Source organism: Salmonella sp. 32070601201500089SM (genome assembly GCF_017573605.1).
GTDB lineage: Bacteria > Pseudomonadota > Gammaproteobacteria > Enterobacterales > Enterobacteriaceae > Salmonella > Salmonella enterica.
Map to the genome: position 1 here is coordinate 325,892 of NZ_JAGETK010000002.1, position 20,809 is coordinate 346,700.

Sequence of the window (20,809 nt, forward strand, 5' to 3'; positions counted from 1 at the left end):
AGGCATAATGGCGTTATTCAACAGCGCGCATGGCGGTAATATTCGGGAAGCCGCGACGGTGTTGGGCATCTCGCCTGACCAGTTACTGGATTTTAGCGCAAACATTAATCCGCTGGGTATGCCTGTCAGCGTGAAACGCGCGCTTATCGACAATCTGGACTGCATTGAGCGCTACCCGGACGCCGATTATTTTCATTTGCACCAGGCGCTGGCGCGTCATCATCAGGTGCCGGCATCGTGGATACTGGCGGGAAATGGCGAGACGGAGTCAATCTTTACCGTGGCGAGCGGTCTTAAACCGCGTCGTGCAATGATTGTCACGCCAGGTTTCGCGGAGTATGGCCGGGCGCTGGCGCAAAGTGGCTGTGAAATTCGTCGCTGGTCTCTACGCGAAGCGGATGGCTGGCAGCTTACCGATGCCATTCTTGAGGCGTTGACGCCCGATCTGGACTGCCTGTTTCTGTGTACGCCCAATAATCCTACCGGCCTGCTGCCGGAGCGGCAGTTATTACAGGCCATTGCCGATCGCTGCAAATCGCTGAACATTAACCTGATCCTGGATGAAGCGTTTATCGATTTTATTCCGCATGAGGCGGGCTTTATTCCTGCTCTTAAAGATAATCCGCATATCTGGGTGCTGCGTTCGCTGACCAAATTTTATGCCATTCCCGGCCTGCGGTTGGGATATCTCGTCAATAGCGATGACGCGGCGGTAGCGCGGATGCGTCGCCAACAAATGCCGTGGTCGATTAACGCGCTGGCGGCGCTGGCCGGTGAGGTAGCGTTACAGGATAGCGCCTGGCAACAGGCGACCTGGTATTGGTTACGGGAGGAGGGCGCCCGGTTTTATCAGGCGCTTTGTCAGCTCCCCCTGCTGACGGTCTATCCCGGGCGGGCAAACTATCTGTTGTTACGCTGTGAGCGAGAGGATATTGATCTGCAGCGACGGTTGCTGACGCAGCGGATTTTAATCCGTAGCTGCGCTAACTACCCGGGGCTGGACAGCCGCTATTATCGTGTGGCGATACGCAGCGCTGCGCAAAACGAGCGTCTGCTGTCGGCGCTGCGCAATGTGCTTACCGGTATAACCCCTGCTGATTGATGTAGTTCAGCACGTTTTCCGGCAACAGATCGTCGCAGGACTCGCCTTTTTCCAGCCGTTCGCGGATGAGGGTTGCGGAGATATTAAGCCAGGGCGTTTCCGCCAGGTAAATTTTACCGGCTGGCAACTGGTGCAGATCGTCTGGCGTATGGGTCAGATGCTGTTCCAGCCACTGCTGGTGTTGCGCCTGCGTCATTTCAAGGGGATAGCCCGGACGACGACAAACGATCAGGTGAGTGTTATCAAGGATGGTGTCGTAATCATGCCAGGTGGGGAAGTTAAGCAGCGAGTCCTGGCCGATAATAAACGCCAGCGGCGCTTCGGGGCCCTGTTCTTCGCGCCATGCTTTCAGCGTTTGCGCAGTGTAAGAGGGCGCGTTTCGCTGTAGCTCGCGTTCATCCAGCGTAAAAAGCGGCTTATCGGCGATAGCCAGCTCCAGCATATATTTACGCTGCGCGCTGGAGGCTTCCGGCTGGGGGCGATGCGGCGGCACATTGTTAGGCATAATAATCACCCGCGATAAGCCGATCAGATTCGCCAGCGTTTCAACAGGTTTAAGATGTCCATAATGCACCGGATCAAAGGTGCCGCCGAATAAAGCCTGTAACGATTTCATATCACCCATCAATAAATACGTCTGCCAGCGCCTTATGGCAGAGCAGGAGCGACAGCCCTTCAAGATCTGCCCATACCGACTGACCATAATCCTGTTTGAGCGTAATTTCTGTACGCGTCAGTAACTGCACGGCCTGGCGAAGCTGCGCAGGATGGAGACGCTGCAACGCGTCGCCGATCATGGGGCGACGGTTTTGCCAGACCCGGTGTTTATCAAACAGCGCGCGTAACGGCGTATGCGCGGACTGACGTTTGAGATTTACCAGTAGCAGCAGCTCTCGCTGGAGGGTGCGCAGCAGAATAACCGGTTCGCTGCCTTCAAGGCGTAGCTGTTGCAGAATATGCAGCGCGCGTTTGCTTTTCCCCATCAGTAACGCATCCACCCAGTGGAAAGGGGTAAAGTGGGCGGCGTCATTGACGGCCTGCTCTACGCGAGGAAGCGTTAACTTACCGTCAGGCCAAAGCAGCGACAGCCGTTCCAGCGCCTGCGCCAGCGCCAACAGATTGCCCTCATAGCAATAGCACAGCAGTTGGTTCGCGGCGTCATCCAGTTGCAAATTCTGTGCTTTCGCTCTGGCGGCTACCCAGCGGGGAAGCTGCGCCTGCTCCGGCGTCTGACAACTGACCTGAACGCTACGGTCTGCCAGCGCGGTATACCAGGCGGCGTTTTCCTGCGCTTTGGTGAGTTTGTTTCCGCGTACTATTAATAACAGGTCGTCATGCAGCAGCTCGCTCAGCGTGGCGAGTTGCTCATTCATTGCCGCGTTAGGCCCGTTTTCCGGCAGTTGCAGCACCAGCGTTTGACGGCTGGCGAACAGACTCATCGCCTGGCAAAGTGAGAAAAGCGATCCCCAGTCGGTACTGGGATCGAGAGTAAAAGCGTGGTGCTCTTCGAAGCCTTGCGACGCAGCCGCCAGACGAATAGCGTCCTGACTTTCCTGCAGCAGCAGCGGATCGTTGCCCAATAGCAGATATGCCGCACGCAGCCCTTCGTTGAGCTGCGCGCGGAGTTGTTCAGGATACAACCTGATCATTAGTTACTCAGCGTAGTGGAGACGCGTGCTGGCGTAGAGGCGGGCGCCGCCGTCTCATTGTCGGCGGTAGCCTCCTCTTTCGTCGCCTGAATATCCGCCGCGCGGACGCTGGTCAGCTTACGAATCAGCTGTTCAGCGGCTTTGTCATACATCTCCTGAACGATCATGGCCTGCTCGTTATCCTTCGCCAACGCCATCTGCGGGTTATCGAAGAACGAACGGTACACTTTCGTGCTGATAGGATAGATGTCATGGCCCGGAATCAATACCGAGGCATTGACGGTCATTACCATCTGATATTCCGCCGTCTGGCCATCCTGGAACACTGACGCCGTATCCTGCGAAATAGTCACCGTTCCAAGCCGCAGAGACGGAACGTCTTTGCGCGTTGTGTCTTTATCAAGCAGGTTTACGTTATTCAGCCGTAACTGATTACGTACCGCACGACTTAGCGGACCGTTCGGATCGCCGGAATCGAGGATCATCGTTTTCATTGAAGCCGGAACCTGCGTAGTGCTACGCAGATGCCAGCCGCATCCGGCGGTGACCAGCACCGCCAGAGATAACAACAGTGTTACCAGATATCGCACGCTTCCTCCCGCGCTTAGCCAACAACCAGATTGAGGAGTTTACCCGGAACGTAAATCACTTTACGCACGGTAACGCCATCAAGATATTTTGCCACCAGATGTTCCTGGCCTGCACGTTCACGCACCTGTTCTTCGGTGGCATCCACCGCAACGGTGATCTTACCGCGAACTTTACCGTTAACCTGCACGACAACCAGCGTGGTGTTTTCCACCATTGCCTGCTCGTCGGCAACCGGCCACGGCGCGTTGTCGATATCGCCTTCGCCGCCCAGTTCCTGCCACAAGGTAAAGCAGACGTGAGGGGTGAACGGGTTAAGCATACGCACGACGGCCTGCAGCGCTTCCTGAAGCAGTGCGCGGTCTTGTTCGCCTTCCTGCGGGGCTTTCGCCAGTTTGTTCATCAACTCCATGATCGCCGCAATGGCGGTGTTGAACGTCTGACGGCGGCCGATATCATCGGTCACTTTGGCAATGGTTTTATGCACATCGCGACGCAGCGCTTTTTGATCTTCGCTCAGCGCATCGACGTTCAGCGCCGCGACAGGACCTTTAGCGGTGTGTTCGTAAACCAGCTTCCAGACGCGTTTAATAAAGCGGTTTGCGCCTTCTACGCCGGACTCCTGCCATTCCAGAGTCATATCCGCCGGAGAAGCGAACATCATAAACAGGCGTACCGTATCCGCGCCATAACGTTCAACCATTACCTGCGGGTCGATACCGTTATTTTTCGACTTGGACATTTTACTCATGCCAGTGTAGACCAGCTCATGACCCGCTGCGTCTTTTGCTTTGACGATGCGGCCTTTTTCATCGCGCTCGACGATAGCGTCAACTGGCGAAACCCAGTTACGTTCGCCGTTCTCGCCGACATAATAGAACGCATCCGCCAGTACCATGCCCTGGCACAGCAACTGTTTAGCCGGCTCGTCAGAGGTGACCATGCCCGCATCGCGCATCAGCTTATGGAAGAAGCGGAAGTAGAGCAGGTGCATGATGGCATGTTCAATACCGCCGATGTAGATGTCGACTGGCAGCCAGTAGTTTGCCGCTTTCGAATCCAGCATTCCTTCCTGATACTGCGGGCAGGTGTAACGCGCGTAGTACCATGACGATTCCATAAAGGTGTCGAAGGTGTCGGTTTCACGCAGCGCCGGCATACCGTTAACGGTGGTTTTCGCCCACTCAGGATCGGCCTTGATCGGGCTGGTGATGCCGTCCATGACGACATCTTCCGGCAAAATAACCGGCAGTTGATCTTCCGGCGTCGGCAGCACGGTGCCGTCTTCCAGGGTGACCATCGGGATCGGCGCGCCCCAGTAACGCTGACGGGAAACGCCCCAGTCACGCAGACGGTAGTTCACTTTACGTTCGCCGACGCCTTTTTCCGCCAGTTTATCGGCAATGGCGTTAAACGCCGCTTCAAAGGCCAGGCCGTCGAACTCGCCGGAGTTAAACAGCACGCCTTTTTCGGTCAGCGCCTGTTCGGAAAGATCCGGCTCGGAACCGTCAGCGGCCAGAATCACCGGCTTGATGGTCAAACCATATTTGGAGGCAAATTCGTAGTCGCGCTGATCGTGACCCGGAACGGCCATCACCGCGCCAGTGCCGTACTCCATCAGGACAAAGTTTGCCGCCCAGACCGGGATCTCTTCGCCAGTTAACGGATGAATCGCTTTATAGCCGGTGTCGACGCCTTTTTTCTCCATGGTCGCCATTTCGGCTTCGGCCACTTTGGTGTTACGGCATTCGTCGATGAACGCCGCCAGCTCGGCGTTGTTCGCCGCCGCTTTTTGCGCCAGCGGATGACCGGCGGCCACCGCCAGGTAAGTGGCGCCCATAAAGGTATCCGGACGGGTGGTATAGACGGTCAGGGTGTTATCGTAACCCTTCACATCGAAGGTGATTTCCACGCCTTCAGAGCGGCCAATCCAGTTGCGCTGCATCGTTTTTACGGTATCAGGCCAGTGGTCCAGCTTATCCAGATCGCGCAACAGCTCGTCTGCGTAAGCGGTGATTTTGATAAACCACTGTGGGATCTCTTTACGCTCAACTTTGGTGTCGCAGCGCCAGCAGCAGCCGTCGATCACCTGTTCGTTGGCGAGAACGGTCTGATCGTTCGGGCACCAGTTAACGGCAGAAGTCTTCTTGTACACGAGGCCTTTTTTATACAGCTCGGTGAAGAATTTCTGTTCCCAACGGTAGTATTCCGGGGTGCAGGTCGCGATTTCACGGCTCCAGTCATAGCCAAAACCCAGCGTTTTGAGCTGGTTTTTCATGTACGCGATGTTGTCGTACGTCCACGGCGCCGGCGCGGTGTTGTTCTTCACCGCCGCGCCTTCCGCCGGCAGGCCGAAGGCGTCCCAGCCGATTGGTTGCAGCACGTTTTTGCCCAGCATACGCTGGTAACGGGCAACCACGTCGCCGATGGTGTAGTTACGTACGTGGCCCATGTGTAGTCGGCCAGAAGGATAGGGAAGCATCGACAGGCAGTAATACTTCTCTTTGCTCTCGTCTTCGGTCACTTCAAATGTGCGCTTCTCATCCCAGTGAAGCTGTACTTTGGATTCTATCTCTTCCGGGCGGTATTGCTCTTGCATGGCAGCCAGTAGTCCTGTTTTCGATACAGCTACAAATGTAGCTTTAGAGGTGGTGTTTAGATCCGCATAGCATAGCCCAAACACGCACGTCAAAACAGGGGGTAGAACATTTGTCGCGCCAGGCGTCCGTGAGGAGGTGACGCAAAATGCGACACGACTGAGGCAAATTACCGCAGTTCCTGTCATCGCCAGATCGGCCTGTAAAAATAAAGTCATATAAACCAATTAGTTAAAAAATGGCACGCCTTTTGATTAGGGAAGACAGGACTAAAGCAAAGGAGTTAATCGTGAAAAAAAATGCAGTGGTGATTCACCCTCAGGATTGCGTCGCGACGGCTATTACGGCGCTCAAGGCCGGCGAAACCGCCACAATGTTCATTGGCGAACGCGAGATAAGCGTTGTGTTACATCAGGATGTGCCATTTGGCCACAAATTCGCCATCTGCGATGTGCCTTTTCATGGCGAAGTTTATAAATATGGCGAATCCATTGGCCGCGCCACTCAGGAAATAAAAAGTGGCGACTATGTGCACGTCCACAATGTGGAAAGCGAACGCGGACGTGGTGACTGGAAATAATATAAAACAAGGGAAAATGATTATGAGCAATGAGACTTTTTTGGGGTTCCGCCGCCCTGACGGCCGTTTTGGCATCCGTAATTATGTACTGATTTTACCTACCAGCGTTTGTGCGAATAAAGTTGCCCAGGATATTGCCCGGCAGGTAAAAGGCGCGACATGGGTGAATAACGATTTTGGCTGCTGCCAGGTAGCAGGCGATGCGCGTCTGACGGAAAAGACATTGATTAATGTGGCGAATAATCCCAACGTCGGCGCTATTGTGGTTGTGGGCTTAGGCTGTGAAGGCGCGGAGCCGCTGCGCATCGCAGAAGAGATTACCGCATTTGGCAAACCGACTTCCTGCATTACCATTCAGGAAGAGGGCGGCACGCTTAAATGTCAGGCCAGGGGGATTTCGCTGGCCCGCGACTATGCGCAACAACTCTCCATGCAAAAACCGCAGCAAGCACCGGTTAGCGAGCTGCTGCTGGCGATGGAGTGCGGCGGGTCAGATACGACATCGGGGCTGGCGTCTAACCCTTCCTGCGGGGTCGCCTCGGATAAGCTGATACGCTGCGGCGGAAGCTCAATTCTTTCTGAAACGACGGAATTTATTGGCGCCGAGCATGTGATGGCGAAACGCGCGGTGACGCCGGAGGTTGGTCAACAGCTCATTGATTTAGTGGTCGGCTGCGAGGCGCGAGCAAAAGCGCTGGGCGAGGATATTCGCGGGGGACAGCCGACGCCGGGCAATATTAAAGGCGGGTTGACTACCATTGAAGAAAAATCGTTAGGTTGTATGCATAAAGCGGGTCATGCGCCGCTACAGGGAGTACTGGAATATGCCGATAGTCCAACGCATCCGGGCCTGTGGATTATGGATACCCTAGGGCAGGATATTGAATCTATTTCCGGCATGGTGGCGGGGGGAGCGCAGATCGTTATTTTTACTACCGGTCGCGGAACGCCTGCCGGTAACCCAATAGCGCCGGTAATAAAAATTACGGGTAATAAAGCAACGTGGGAAATGATGCAGGACAATATTGATATTGATGTGTCCGCCATTATGTCTGGCGAGGCTTCTATTACGCAAATGGGCGAGGAAATTTATCAGGAAATTTTACGCGTCGCGAATGGGAAAACGACTAAATCAGAAGATTTAGGTCATAACGAATTCTCTATTTATAAGATCGCGCCGACGTTCTGATACCAAATCGGGCAGCACAAGCTGTCCGGTTATCTCCTGGGAATAAGCTATGAAAATTAAAAAAACACTGGAACGTTTTCCTGGTGGTATGATGGTTGTACCGCTGATCATCGGCGCATTGTTTAAAACCTTTGCGCCGGAGGCGCTGGAAATAGGCGGTTTTGTCACCTCTATTTCGCATGGCGCAATGGCGATTTTAGGCATGTTTTTAGTCTGTATGGGCGCGGATATCCAGTTTAAAGCCGCGCCGAAAGCGCTGAAAAAAGGCGCTGCGATCACCTTTGCGAAATTTGCCAGCGGCGTGATTATTGGCATTCTGGTCGGAAAATTTTGCGGCCCGGATGGGTTATTAGGTCTGTCGGCTTTAGCGATTATTTCGGCGATGACCAACTCAAACAGTGGGTTATATGCCGCGTTGGTGGGGGAGTACGGCGATGAAACCGACGGCGGCGCGATTGCGGTAATATCGTTGAACGATGGTCCCTTTTTCACCATGCTGGCGTTAGGGTCGGCAGGCATGGTGTCGATACCCTTTATGAATCTGGTGGCGGTTATTATTCCCATTATCATTGGCATGATTTTGGGTAATCTGGATGAGGACATGCGCAAGTTTCTTAAACAGGGCAGCGTGGTAACGATTCCTTTTTTTGCCTTTGGGTTAGGATACGGTATTGATTTCGCACGACTTATCACGGTAGGCCCTTCAGGCATTTTACTGGGACTCATGACGGTGGCGATTGGCGGATTTTTTAATATTTTCGCCGATCGTCTGACGGGAGGCAGCGGCGTGGCAGGCGCGGCGGTCTCCACCACCTCTGGCAACGCCGTCGCGACGCCAGCGGCAATCGCGCTGCTCGATCCGCATTTTACCGACCTGGCGTCGACGGCGGCGGCGCAGGTGGCGGCCTCGACGATTATTACCGCTCTGTGCGCCCCCTTCCTGACCGTATGGATAAAAAAACGCTACGATCGTAAACTGAACCCAGCCGCCGCAGGCGGTTAGCGTTTCGGCGGAAAATAAATCACGACGGGCGGTCTCGCCCGTTCATAAACCAACAGGATGGTGAGTGATGAATAAGACGAAAGATATAGCCGCATCTCCTCTCTGTTTTGTCTCTCCTTACCCGCAACTGGCAAAGGCTGCCGAGGCGCTGGTCGCGCAGTTGGATTACGCCGTCACTATTCATCAAACGACGCTTAATCGTATCCTGGATGAGCTACCTTTATTAGAGTCCCGTGGGCACCAGGTACTGATTAGTCGTGGCGGCTGTGCGGAAATATTAAAAAAGCACAGTAAATTACCGGTAGTCGAAATTAAAATGTCCGGCTACGACATTCTTGATGCGCTTATCCCTTTTAAAGGACAAAAAGGCACTGTCGGTATTGTCGGCTTTTCCAGTGTGATCAAAGGATGCGCGCGCGTAGCGGAACAGTTAAATATTAACTATAAAATTTTTACCTTACAGGGAAATGATAAAGAAACGATTTCTTGCCTGAAGCAACAATTAGCGTCCACGCCATTAGATTGCATTGTTGGCGATACCGTTTGTCAGGATTATTTTTCACCGCTGGGATCGCAATTCCGTTTACTTGATTCCAGCCCAGCCTCAATAACCGAAGCTCTGGAAGAAGCCCGCTCATTATATCTGGCTTTTCGCAGCCAATTACTCGAGCGTCATCATCTGCAGCTGATTCTCGATCAGTTTGATAAAGCTGTTATCACGCTTGATGATACCGGCGCGTTACTGCACTACAATAAATATGCGAGCCAACTTTTTAAGGTTAACGCCTCCGGTGAAATTTATGACGCGTCTTTTCTGAAACAGGTATTGCTCCAGGAGCGGCATACATTACGTGAGGGAAAAACCGTCAGCGCGAAAGTCGTCGATACGCCGCAAGGCGCGATGGTGGTTAATCTGTATCCGGTATTTGCGGCCAGACAGTTAAGCCGGGTAGTGTTGACGATGCAAACCGTCTCCAGTTTACAGGGGGCGGAACATCATGTTCGCCGCTAGGAACTGTCTCGCCGCGGCTTGAGCGCCCGCTATCATTTCGACGATCTGCTTACCGAAAACCCGGAAATGCTGCGTCGTCTGGCGATCATTAAAAATTATGCCGGTACGGACGCGACTATCTTAATTAATGGCGAAAGCGGGACGGGAAAAGAGGTGCTGGCGCAAAGTATTCATAATGCCAGCCAACGCGTCAACGGCCCGTTTGTCGCCATTAAGTGCGGCGCGATGGCCCCTCAGATTCTGGAGAGCGAACTCTTTGGCTATGTCGCCGGCGCATTTACCGGCGCGTCGCCGAAAGGCAAAATAGGCCTGTTTGAATTAGCGCACCACGGTACCATTTTTCTGGATGAGATCAGCGAACTGGATAAACCGCTACAGACGCGCTTATTACGGGTATTGCAGGAGCGGCAGATTATGCGGCTGGGCTCAGACCAGATGATACCTGTTGATATTCGCGTGATTGCGGCGACCAATCAGACGTTAACGAAGCTCATTGCGGACGGGACATTTCGCGAAGATCTTTACTATCGGCTTAACGTATTAAAAGTGACCACCATCCCGCTACGCAAACGTCCGGAGGATATCAAAGCCATCGGCCTGTCGCTGCTTACCAGTTTCAGCCAGCATTATAAACGCCCGGCACTAACGTTAACCCCGGCGCTGTGGCAAGAGCTTCAGCGCTTCGCCTGGCCCGGAAACGTCAGGCAGTTAAGCAATATTATCGAACGGCTGGTGCTCTCTATTGATCACTCCCCGGCAACGCTGGATGAGGGCCGCCTCTTGCTGGACGATCTGGAAGAGGGGAGCCGACGCGAGCCAAGTACCTGCCACGACTGCCAGATGCTGGCTGGCGATTATAAAACGATTCGCCTGCGTATTTTGAGAAAATTATTAGAGGCGGAAAGGGATAATAAATCGTTAGTGGCGAAACGGTTAAATGTCGATCGTACCTCGCTGACGCGCTGGATACGCGAGTCGGCCTGACAAGAATTTACAGACTCTGTAGGCAGCCTTGCAAAGCGTAACGCAAATAACGTCTATTATTATAGGCAGTTAACGATCCAAGAGGTGAAGTGATGAACAAGGTTGCTCAATATTACCGTGAACTGGAGGCCTCATTAAGCGAGCGTTTACGCAATGGCGAGCGCGACATTGATGCGCTGGTGGAGCAGGCGCGCCAGCGCGTGATGCAAACAGGGGAGTTAACGCGAACCGAGGTGGACGAACTGACGCGCGCTGTCAGACGCGATCTGGAAGAGTTCGCCATGAGCTACGAAGAGAGCCAGGAAGATAGCGTCTTCTTGCGGGTGATTAAAGAGAGTCTCTGGCAGGAACTGGCGGACATTACCGACAAAACCCAGCTGGAATGGCGTGAAGTCTTCCAGGATTTGAATCACCACGGCGTGTATCACAGTGGCGAAGTGGTGGGGTTGGGGAATCTGGTGTGCGAGAAATGCCACTATCATCTGGCGGTTTACACGCCGGATGTGTTGCCGCTCTGCCCGAAGTGTGGCCACGATCAGTTCCAGCGCAGGCCGTTTGAGCCGTAAGGTTCATTATCGTGAGCGGACGGTTGCCGTCCGCCATGTTAAGCGTGCAGTTGGGCTTCCAGTTTGCGGATCTCTTCATCGACGTTCCATTTGCCCGTGGGCTGTGCTTTTTTGAACCAGTAGAGCGCTTGTTGTAGGTCTTGTGCGGTACCGTGTCCATCTCTGTACATGCATCCGAGGTTGTACCAGCCCGATGAATTGTTACATTCTGCTGATTTGTGGAACCATTCCAGTGCTAGCGAATAATTTTGCTCGACGCCATGACCGCATTTGTACATCCAGCCGATACTGTTATAGGCACCATCGTCACCCTGGTCTGCCGCTTTTCGAAACCAGTATATTGCCTGCTGGTAATCTTGTTTGATACCTTCTCCGATGTAATAACAATAGCCCATCTGATATTGCGAGTAGCTGCTCTCTTGTAGCGCGCTCTTCTTGTACCAAAGAGCGGCAAGGGATAAATTTTTCCGACATCCTTTCCCATTGCCATACATATACGCCAGTCTTTCCTGGCTGGCGCAATGGCCTTGTAATGCTGCCTGTTTAAACCAGTAGAGTGCCTGTGTATCATTTTGCTCTACGCCAGTTCCTGAACGATACATTCTCCCGAGATTATATTGCGCAAGGTTGTGGCTCTGTTCTGCTCCTTTGCGATACCAGGCAACGGCCTGGGCATAATCTGGCGCCATCCCGGTTTCTCCTTCCTGAACCCAGCCTAATGTGTTGAAAGCGTGGCGGTGTCCTTGCTGTGCGGCTTTTTCTGACCAGAATAAAGCCAGCGTATTATCTTTCATGTCGGTAGGCGTGTCTTTGTATCGTAAGCCGAGCCAATATTGCGCCTCGCAGTGTCCTTGTTCAGCTGCCTGCTGCAACCAATAAAAAGAGAGCTTATCCTCTTCGCTGCCATCTATACGTTCGTCATTATATAAACGGCCTAATATATATTGAGCTTCACTATTTCCTGACTGCGCCAGTTCGGTTAATTGTGCTAAAGATACGTTGTCGCAGGGATGACTGGTTATGGAATGATTCATTTTTTAATTTATCCCGCCATTGTTTTTTAGATTAATAATATATTGCGATTTGGCTTTGTTGTACTCTATTTTAGTTTTCAATTGCGTTTTTATTTGTGGTGTGAATATATTTTGGCGATTTATTATGGATAAAGAATCACAATATTTACTCTTTGCACTTTCCTCGCCGATGGAAGTATTGAACGAGGACTGTTTACCTTCACATTCGTCACCGAAAATGTATATAGGGATAAAACGTTTCGATCTTGAATCGTCGTGGGGTATTGAAAATCGTGATGAGCTGCTTCAGACCATTTCCCGCATGACGGATGACGGTCATGCCACGCAACTGGAATGGCTATATCGCCGCTGGTTTAGGTATGCGCCGCAGGAGTGGCAGGAGTATACCGACGCGCTGGACGAGGGAGATCGCATTTATGCCCGATTCGTCGCTGATACCGCCGTGTGTTGCGGCGAAGGTGGTATTCGCAGTTGGGATTATGTGCGGATGGGATTTCTCTGCCGCATGGGCGTGCTCAATGAATGGCTGACGGAAGAGGAGAGCCTGTGGCTGCAGTCGCGGATACAGCTTCGCGCGCTCAGCTATTATTCCGGCTGGTTGCCGTATTTCAGCGCCTATTACACCGGGCGTTTGTACTGGCAGTTACGGAATGGCGATAACCTACCGTTACTACGCGAGACATTCGCCCGTAAGGAGTTTGATGACGCGGGGCGACGTATGATGAATAAGCTGATCGCAGGGAAGGACAGTTTTTACGCCACGCTGCCGTGGCGCTACCTGCCCCATTACCCTGAATGCCCGGACACGCTTCAGGAGGTGAGCGATCTATGAAAACCTGTTGGCAAGTCCTTGGCATTGAGGCCACCACGGATACCGACGCCATTCGTCAGGCTTATCTGGCGCTGCTGCCGTCATTTCATCCGGAAACCGATCCGCAGGGTTTTAAGCAATTGCGAGAAGCCTATGAGAATGCATTGCAGGGGACAACATCGCCCGCCATTACGGTGGTTGATGAGGATCCCGATACCCCGTGGGTGAATTATCTCAGGGAGATATTCGGTGATTTGCTGGCGGATGGCGAACGGCGCTTTCAGCCGCAGGCATGGCAGGAGTTTATCCAACAGATCAATAAATTATCGATTTCACAGGTCGAAAAATCGCGCTGGTGGCTGTGCGCTATCGCGATGAAGACCTTTCCTATTTCGTACTCGTGTCTGAAACTGCTGTCAGATCGCCTGGCCTGGGAACAGGGGAGTGATAATCGAGATGTCGATGCCGAGGAGGTGGAGGATCTTTTGTTTGAAATCCGCCGTGGCGACCTGTTTGATTATTCGCTATTGCTGCATTTGCCAGTGGCGGTACAAAACCAGACCATTGCTTTTTATGATGCCCTGGACAACACCTTTTTCGAGCATCCTCTCTATTTCGCCCAACTTATGGCCCAGCACGGCCCGTGGATTATCCCGGACAATCTACGCTTTCAACGACGTCTGTTACGCTGGTTCAGCACCTTGCACTGGGGTATTGCGGAGCTGCTGCCTGTCGCCCTGGCATGGCAGGAAGCCGAACCCGATAACGCAACGCCGGGTTATTACTACTTAGCCCAGCGCGTATTTTGCGGTGAAGGCGATAGCCTGCTGCCAGAACTTTACGCGCAGTGGTGGGCGCATCCTTCTACCCAGCTTGACGATCTGTTGCTGCGCTGGTGCCGTCAGCATCGACCGGACTTTTTCCCGCTGCTGGTGATGGCGGTTGAGGGGCGTGAGCAGGTGGATATTAACGCTGAACAGCTGCTGTATATTCCCGGCTCCAGCGCGCGTTCCTGCTTGCTGTGGGCCGAGGCGCTGCACAGCGGCGCATTATCGCCGCTAAGCGAAAGTTTTATTGCGCGGCGTTTGAATTATGGCGCGCCAGCGATGAGTGAGGCGCATAGCCAGCATCCATACTGGCTGTTGTATCAGGTGGCGGATAGCCTGGCGTGCGCCGAGGAGCCGTCAGCGGCATTGTTATAGAGTCTGGTAACGAAGCTTGATGCGCCGGATATCTGCCCGTTGGAAGCGCTGGTTATTCGCGGGTTGCTGGGGCGGGCTGCGGCTGTCGCCACACCGTGTGAAGCTGTAGTCGCAGATGAAGAACCGGCGACGACGGTGACTTCGCAGAGTGTGGAGGAATCTGGCGGCGGCTTTGGCCTCTGGCAGGTGATTAAAATCATTTTATTTATTGGCGTTGTCGGCCATGTATTACGCCAGTTTATGCATTAGGGATATCGAATATGGACAAGGAAGAACAATATTTACTTTTTGCGCTCTCCACACCGATGGAGGTGCTATATATCGGCAATGAGCCTTCGCATACCTCTCCAGCAATGTATACCGGAATTCCTGCTGTCGATCTCTCCGATTCATGGGGGATTGATAACCGTGAAGATCTTATTCAAACCATCTATCGGATGACGGACGATGGTCATGCGGCAGATTTGGCTCCCTTTTATATCCGCTGGTTTACGCTATCTCCTCGCCAATGGCGCGAATTTACCGCGCAGTTTGGCGAGCAGGGCCAGATCTATGCGCGATTTGTCGCCGAAACCGCACTATGCTGCGGTCGCGGCGGCATTAAAGCCTGGGACTATGTGCGTATGGGGTTTTTATGCCGGATGGGGGTGTTGAATCAATGGCTGACGGAAGAGGAAAGCCTGTGGCTGCAATCGCGTATCTATGAGCGGGCGCACTATTTTTACGACGGCTGGACGCAATATTTTGCCGCCTATTCGTTGGGGCGGCTGTACTGGCAGGCCGAAGGGGACGCCATGCAGGCATATTTCGCCCACCTAAAGTACGACGCTTCAGGCGCACGGATGTTTAATGAACTGACCTCTACGACAGAGAGTTATTATGCGCAGCTACCGTGGCGTCCGCTCAACGAACAACCGACATGCCCGGAAACGCTTAAAGGAGTGAGCGATTTATGAATATCTGTTGGGAAATCCTGGGCATTGAACCTACCACCGATCTGGAATGTATCCGTCAGGCTTATCTTGCCCTGTTGCCCTCATTCCACCCTGAGAGCGATCCGCAGGGTTTTAAGCGATTGCGCCAGGCCTATGAAGAAGCGCAGCACTGGGCCGCCTCGCCTGCGGAGGACGCAAAAACGGAAGAGGTGGGCGACGAACATGTAATACTGGTGGCGTTCAGGGAATTGCTGGCATCAGAGCGCGATCGCTTTCAGCCCTCGGCATGGCAGAAATTTATTCAGCAATTGAACCAGTGTTCAATGGATGAGATAGATAAGCTGCGCTGGCAGTTGTGCGACATCGCCATGAAAACAGAAACGATCTCGCTGTCTTGCCTGGCATTGTTGGCGCAGCGTCTGAACTGGCAGCCGCAGGAAGCAGAAGATGATGCTGAGGGAGAAGAGCTGGAAGCATTTCTGGAGACCGTAAAGCGGGGCGATGCGTTTGATCTGCTAAGTCTGGCCAAATTGCCTCTTGTTGTTCAAGACCAAACTGACGCCTACTTTTTTAAGCTTGAGCGTATCTGGCGCTTTTATCCCGAACATTTTGCCGACGCTCTGCAGGTTCAGGGAGCCTGGATAATTCCCGATGATAAACAGCTGCATCGTAAACTATTACACTGGTTTAGCGCCGAGCAGTGGGGCATGGCGGAACTGGTCGATATTGCTCGTCGCTGGCAGGCCGCGGAGCCGGATAACGAAGATGCGCACTATTACCTGTGCAAACAGCGTTTGCTCTGCGGTGAAGGGGAAAGCCTGTTGGCCGACCTTTGCGATTTCTGGCAGCGTTATCCCTCCACGCAGGCGGACGACCTGTTGCTGGGCTGGTGCCGCCAGCATCGGCCTGATTTCTTCCCGCTGGCGGTGATGGCGGTCGAAGCGCGCTGTATGGTGGATGCCGAATATGTGCCCGGTGAAAGCGCGCGCACGCGTTTACTGTGGGCCGACATTTTGCACAGCGGTAGGTTATCACCGCTGGGGCGTTCATTTGTTGACTCCCTGTTTTATAAGCGAAAAGCGATGGCGTGGGCAAATTCACGGCTGAGTACCCAGGGGGAACCCGAAACGCCGCTGTTGGATCTGTACCGGACGGCGGAGCAGGTGGTGCTGGAAGCGTTTCCCAAAGAAAAGCCCTTTTTTCGCCTGCTGATCCGGCTGGAGGAGGGGCAAGCCTGTCCGCTGGAGGCGCTGATAACGCAGGCATTGTCATCTAAAATTGCCATGAAGCCAGGCGATATTCGCGACAAAAAGGAGCTGGCGGAAGAGCTCAGGCTGGCGGCTGAGAAAAAATTGTCTTCTGAAGCGAAAACCGAAGCACCCCGTCAGGCGGAATCTGGCGGGGTGATGAAAATCATGAAGATTGTCGGTTTGATCGCGTTGATTGTCTGCGCGTTAAATCGATTCTCCCATTTTTTCTGAACAGGGGTAGTGAAAGCGCCGTTACGGCGCTTTCGGCTCGTCAATACCCAGATATTCGCAGGCGCGACGGCGCACGTCATCGACGCGCTGCATATCATTAGACAGCAGCGCCGCGTCGAAATCGGTAATAATCTCCCCCAGCATTTCGCGCTCATCGCCTAACGCGCGTGACCACTGCTCCTCTAACTGTGCTTTAAACGTCCGGTTAATCAGCATATCGCGGGGATAAATTTTCAGCGCCAGCAGCCGCTCGCGGCTGGCGTCGATTTGCTGCGTCGTCAGTGAGGTGGCATTGTGACTGATGATTCTGGATTCACTCTTGCCGTCTTCCAGCAGCACGTCAACTTCCAGCAGACCATTAATATCGTAGCTAAAACGAATATCAATGGCCTGAATGTGCCCGTTCGGCTTCAGCATGACGTCAAAAGAATCAATCAGGATATTATTTTTCACCTTATGGCTTTCGCCCTGGTATACCCTGACGCAAATAGAGTCCTGCTCAGGGTGCATGGTGGAGTACGTTTCCACTTTTGACACCGGAACGGTGGTATTGCGTTCAATGATGGGCGAGAAAATACCAGGCACTCCCTGTCGGTTGACTTCCACGCCCAGCGAGTAGGGGCAGATATCCGTGAGGATCACCTCTTCAACGTCTTCATGGCGCAGGCGACAGGCGGCCTGAGTTGCGGCGCCAAGCGCCACGATGGTGCTGGGATCGTAACTTTGATAGGGCAATTTACCGAATAAGCGCACCGCGATGCGTTGCACCAGCGGCATCTGTGACGCGCCGCCGACCAGCACCAGGCTGTCAATTTGCTCCGGTTTGAGTCGGGAGTCGCGCAGCGCCTGCTCAATGGGCGTGCGCAGCCGGTTGAGCAACGGTAGCCACAGGGCTTCCAGCTCATCGTCATAAAACGTGCTTTCCAGAACGCTCTCCTGATAAAGCCAGCTCATGCGCAGCGGGGAGCTGCTGGCGCATTTTGCGGCTTCAACACAGGCATACAGCGCAGCCAGATCGCTATCCGTCAGCGCTGATTTATCGAGGTTCCAGCGTTTCAGCACTTCATCAAGCAACAAATGCGTGAAATCTTCGCCGCCGAGGTAGTTATCGCCAGCGGAGGCGTGAACTTCGATAATCGGCGTAGCGTATTCCAGAACGGTCACATCAAAGGTTCCGCCCCCCAGATCGAAAACCAGCGAACGGCTATTTTGCTGCGTATGCAGGCCATAAGCCATTGCCGCCGCCGTGGGTTCATTGATCAAGCGCACGGCGTTTAACCCCGCAAGCTCAGCGGCAAGGCGTGTATGCTTACGCTGCTCATCGCTGAAATAAGCCGGAACCGAGATCACGACATCCTTGATTGGCTGCTGAAGGTAGTCTTCCGCATCTTCTTTCAGCGAGCGTAAAACCAGCGAAGATAATTCCGGCGCATTAAACGACTCTTCACCCAAATGCCAGTGAGTATTACTGCCCATTGTGCGTTTAAATAAGGCAGCGGTTTTATCTGGATGAGATGTTTTACGGGCTGCGGCAGGTTTTCCCACCAGAATTTGTTTATTTTCATCCATACTAATTATGGATGGTGTTAAATATTCACCAAATTTATTAGGTATTAATTGTGCGGCTCCGTCTTGCCAGACGGCGATTAAACTATTAGTGGTGCCGAGATCGATACCAATCGCTAACGTTGCATTATCCATTGCGTTTAATTTATCGGGAAAGAGAGTTTATAGAATAAAGAACACCAGCCTCTGGCGTGGTGATCTTTATCAATGTCACGCCTGGCGAAAGTATTCATCCATAATGTTCGTCAACTCCGGGCGCTCGCCGTCATCATTGATGGCGAAATCGAGGAAAAAAGCATCGGCTTGTGGCGTGCGTTTTTGGGCCAGTAAACGAAACGCCAGCGGGTAGTGGCAGGCATAACCGGGTGCGCGAGTCAGAAAACGGACAAAATCAATCAACAAGGGAGAATGGGTATAAAACAGCGCGCGTAACAGTACGGCGGGAAATCCCTCTTCGGTGATCCCTTGCGCCATGATTTTATTGAGGCCGGCTTCGCTCAGATCGCCTGCGGCAATAATATCTGCACAGGCCGCAAGATCGGGATAATGCGTTGCGCAGTTAGCCAATGCGTTCGGCCAGTTGACGCGGGTATAACGTCCGTCATGGCGAGTAAAGTAATCCTCCCAAAGGGATGGCGGTAGTTTTTCGTACTGTATTTTCAGGGGGATGCGGCGCTGAAACTGGGCTTCTTCCAGGCGCGCGCCGTCATAAAATCGCAGATATTGCTGTCGCGTCTCGTAGCATGACATCGCCACCGGCTGGCTGATGACCCAGGTTTTCACGGGCCGGCCTTCCAGCGCGGCGGCGGTGGCTTTATGGTGACCATCAAGCAGGACGCAAAGCCAGGTGTCATTCATATACCAGGCCAGCGCGTGGCTCTCTGGCTTATCGCGGTAATACCCGGCGCGTTGTGGGTTAAATCGCGATGGGGGCTGGCCTGGCAGTAAAAAACAGGGTTCGCCGGACTGGTAGTGATAGTCCACGTCAGCAATCCACTGCCCTGTGGTCGCGGGATTCGGTTGTTTTTCGTTACCCACCGCCCAGAAAAAATGTCCGTTGCCATCTGTGGGATAAAGTTCGCGTTCCTCCAGTCGGTAATAGCCATCGGCAAAGAGTGAAAACAGCGGCGTCAGGGCGGTAAATGCTTCGTTCAACCCGACTCCTGGCTGATTCCACTCGGCAAGTGAGGATAAAAACTCCGCGGCGCCTTCATCATCATTGCTAAAACCAGCATAAACAAATTCTGCGCAGGTTGGGCACCAGGCTTCAGTGTAAAAACGAATCAGCGGCGAGCCATGCCAGGAGAGCGTATGAATACCGGCGTCAGAGTCGGGATCGTGGATAACGCAGGGACGAAGCAATGCTTTTCCGTTACGTACTGAAAACGTAATATGGGCTACGTCGTGCTGTAGCAGGCTGATTTCAGGTCTATTGTTACGCCAAAACATCGCTGTTCATCCCTGGATTCTACTTTGCGCTTTATGCGTAGTATTGCAGCCGTTCCGCCAGCAAATCGACAAATCCCTGGCGGTCTACATCGACCATCACCGTCGCATTCGGCTTATTCCCCGTCAGGAAATAATAATCCACCACCGTCATCCCCTGGGTGTATTTCCCCTGGGTTTCCACGCCAACCCAACGCTCAACGGTGGTGAAAATCTCGGGTTTCAGCAGCCAGGCGATAGTGCACGGGTCGTGCAGCGGCGCGCCGATAAATCCCCATTTTTCGTCTTTGTGATATTCAAAGAAGAAGTCGAGTAGTTCAGCCACGATCGTCGAAATTGGATTGCCGATGTCGCGGAAACGCTCGATATCGGCGGCGTGAATCTGCGCCTTATGGGTGACGTCCAGCCCGGCCATCACCACCGGAATGCCTGACTGGAAGACAATTTCTGCCGCTTCCGGGTCGACGTAAATATTAAATTCCGCAGCGGGCGTCCAGTTACCCAATCCCATTGCGCCGCCCATGATCACAATGCGGGCGATTTTCGTATGCAGTTCCGGATGGCTATTCAGCAGCAGCGCCACGTTGGTCTGTGGGCCAGTAGAGACGATGGTGACCGGCTGTGAGCTCTCGCGCAGTGTTTTTGCTATCAGCTCAACGGCAGTGCCGCTTTGCGGGGCGAATGACGGCTCGGGCAGCGCCGGGCCGTCGAGGCCGCTTTCGCCGTGAACGTTATCGGCGATAATCAGTCCGCGCATGAGAGGTTTCACCGCGCCGCCCGCCACCGGAATATCCGGGCGTTTGAGCAGTGTCAGCATCCGCAGCACGTTGCGCAGGGTCTTCTCCGGCGTCTGGTTACCGGCGGAAGAGGTGATCGCTTTCACTTCCAGTTCAGGGGAGGCGAGGGCGAGAACGAGGGCGATCGCGTCATCATGACCCGGATCGCAATCAATAATAATGGGCAGTGCCATTGTGGCTCCTTGTAAGCGGTACTTTGTGACAAGGTTAACGCCCGGCTGGATACGTTTCGAGAAGCGAAGAAGTAAAGCGTGAGATAGCGCGCAC

Annotated in this window: 16 protein-coding genes and 2 pseudogenes; 10 read left to right on the forward strand and 8 right to left on the reverse strand. The window is 53.4% G+C overall.

The window, feature by feature from the left end:
* The first annotated feature begins 7 nt into the window (after positions 1 to 7).
* The gene (gene cobD, locus J4728_RS05145) at positions 8 to 1,102 is read left to right on the forward strand and encodes a threonine-phosphate decarboxylase CobD (RefSeq protein ID WP_208211364.1); all 1,095 of its coding nucleotides are present in this window, start codon (positions 8 to 10) and stop codon (positions 1,100 to 1,102) included.
* Here the strand turns inward: cobD and nadD are convergent.
* Genes nadD through leuS form a run of 4 tightly spaced genes read right to left on the reverse strand, consistent with a single transcriptional unit; the run spans position 1,077 to position 5,938 of the window.
* A complete protein-coding gene (nadD, locus tag J4728_RS05150) occupies positions 1,077 to 1,718 on the reverse strand; it encodes a nicotinate-nucleotide adenylyltransferase (RefSeq protein WP_001518902.1) in 642 nt (213 codons plus the stop codon). The two genes, cobD and nadD, sit on opposite strands and share 26 nt — an antisense overlap.
* Position 1,719: 1 nt before the next feature.
* Positions 1,720 to 2,751 (reverse strand): DNA polymerase III subunit delta, encoded by a 1,032-nt coding sequence (gene holA / locus J4728_RS05155; protein WP_000620491.1) that lies wholly within the window; start codon positions 2,749 to 2,751, stop codon positions 1,720 to 1,722.
* Complete coding sequence (gene lptE / locus J4728_RS05160) at positions 2,751 to 3,341, reverse strand: LPS assembly lipoprotein LptE (RefSeq protein WP_001269950.1); 591 nt, start codon at positions 3,339 to 3,341, stop codon at positions 2,751 to 2,753. Before lptE ends, holA begins: the two co-directional genes overlap by 1 nt.
* A gap of 14 nt (positions 3,342 to 3,355) precedes the next feature.
* The gene (leuS, locus tag J4728_RS05165) at positions 3,356 to 5,938 is read right to left on the reverse strand and encodes a leucine--tRNA ligase (RefSeq protein WP_001157916.1); all 2,583 of its coding nucleotides are present in this window, start codon (positions 5,936 to 5,938) and stop codon (positions 3,356 to 3,358) included.
* 236 nt (positions 5,939 to 6,174) lie between these two features.
* On the opposite strand from leuS, the gene J4728_RS05170 reads away from it, so the two are divergent.
* The 5 genes and pseudogenes from J4728_RS05170 to J4728_RS05190 all read left to right on the forward strand — a co-directional run bounded on the left by J4728_RS05170 (position 6,175) and on the right by J4728_RS05190 (position 11,270).
* The gene (locus J4728_RS05170; protein ID WP_001574029.1) at positions 6,175 to 6,516 is read left to right on the forward strand and encodes a UxaA family hydrolase; all 342 of its coding nucleotides are present in this window, start codon (positions 6,175 to 6,177) and stop codon (positions 6,514 to 6,516) included.
* A 16-nt stretch (positions 6,517 to 6,532) separates the two neighbouring features.
* Positions 6,533 to 7,705: a UxaA family hydrolase gene (locus tag J4728_RS05175; RefSeq protein ID WP_208211366.1), complete on the forward strand. Its 1,173-nt coding sequence runs from the start codon at positions 6,533 to 6,535 to the stop codon at positions 7,703 to 7,705.
* Positions 7,706 to 7,754: 49 nt separating this feature from the next.
* Positions 7,755 to 8,708: a 2-keto-3-deoxygluconate permease gene (locus J4728_RS05180; protein WP_208211368.1), complete on the forward strand. Its 954-nt coding sequence runs from the start codon at positions 7,755 to 7,757 to the stop codon at positions 8,706 to 8,708.
* Between the two features lie 67 nt (positions 8,709 to 8,775).
* Positions 8,776 to 10,704: pseudogene (locus J4728_RS05185) on the forward strand (sigma 54-interacting transcriptional regulator).
* A 92-nt stretch (positions 10,705 to 10,796) separates the two neighbouring features.
* Complete coding sequence (locus J4728_RS05190; RefSeq protein WP_208211370.1) at positions 10,797 to 11,270, forward strand: zinc ribbon-containing protein; 474 nt, start codon at positions 10,797 to 10,799, stop codon at positions 11,268 to 11,270.
* A gap of 38 nt (positions 11,271 to 11,308) precedes the next feature.
* Here J4728_RS05190 and J4728_RS05195 read toward each other — a convergent pair whose 3' ends face one another.
* On the reverse strand, positions 11,309 to 12,304 hold the full coding sequence (locus J4728_RS05195) for a tetratricopeptide repeat protein (protein WP_001016630.1): 996 nt from the start codon (positions 12,302 to 12,304) through the stop codon (positions 11,309 to 11,311).
* Positions 12,305 to 12,428: 124 nt separating this feature from the next.
* Between J4728_RS05195 and J4728_RS05200 the strand changes: the two genes are divergently transcribed.
* From J4728_RS05200 to J4728_RS05215, 4 genes and pseudogenes are all read left to right on the forward strand, one after another.
* Entirely contained in the window at positions 12,429 to 13,136 is a 708-nt protein-coding gene (locus J4728_RS05200; RefSeq protein ID WP_001531467.1) for a DUF1266 domain-containing protein, read from the forward strand.
* Positions 13,133 to 14,566, forward strand: a pseudogene (locus J4728_RS05205) (J domain-containing protein). Before J4728_RS05200 ends, J4728_RS05205 begins: the two are co-directional and overlap by 4 nt.
* A gap of 11 nt (positions 14,567 to 14,577) precedes the next feature.
* On the forward strand, positions 14,578 to 15,273 hold the full coding sequence (locus J4728_RS05210) for a DUF1266 domain-containing protein (protein ID WP_001648286.1): 696 nt from the start codon (positions 14,578 to 14,580) through the stop codon (positions 15,271 to 15,273).
* Positions 15,270 to 16,733, forward strand: a complete 1,464-nt coding sequence (locus J4728_RS05215) for a J domain-containing protein (protein WP_208211372.1) — start codon at positions 15,270 to 15,272, stop codon at positions 16,731 to 16,733. The genes J4728_RS05210 and J4728_RS05215 overlap by 4 nt, the downstream gene beginning before the upstream one ends.
* A gap of 21 nt (positions 16,734 to 16,754) precedes the next feature.
* On the opposite strand, the gene hscC is transcribed toward J4728_RS05215, so the two are convergent.
* The 3 genes from hscC to rihA all read right to left on the reverse strand — a co-directional run bounded on the left by hscC (position 16,755) and on the right by rihA (position 20,715).
* Entirely contained in the window at positions 16,755 to 18,434 is a 1,680-nt protein-coding gene (hscC, locus tag J4728_RS05220) for a molecular chaperone HscC (RefSeq protein WP_208211374.1), read from the reverse strand.
* A 75-nt stretch (positions 18,435 to 18,509) separates the two neighbouring features.
* Positions 18,510 to 19,748, reverse strand: a complete 1,239-nt coding sequence (locus J4728_RS05225; RefSeq protein ID WP_000498881.1) for a hypothetical protein — start codon at positions 19,746 to 19,748, stop codon at positions 18,510 to 18,512.
* A 31-nt stretch (positions 19,749 to 19,779) separates the two neighbouring features.
* Complete coding sequence (gene rihA, locus J4728_RS05230; RefSeq protein ID WP_208211376.1) at positions 19,780 to 20,715, reverse strand: pyrimidine-specific ribonucleoside hydrolase RihA; 936 nt, start codon at positions 20,713 to 20,715, stop codon at positions 19,780 to 19,782.
* Positions 20,716 to 20,809 lie beyond the last annotated feature (94 nt).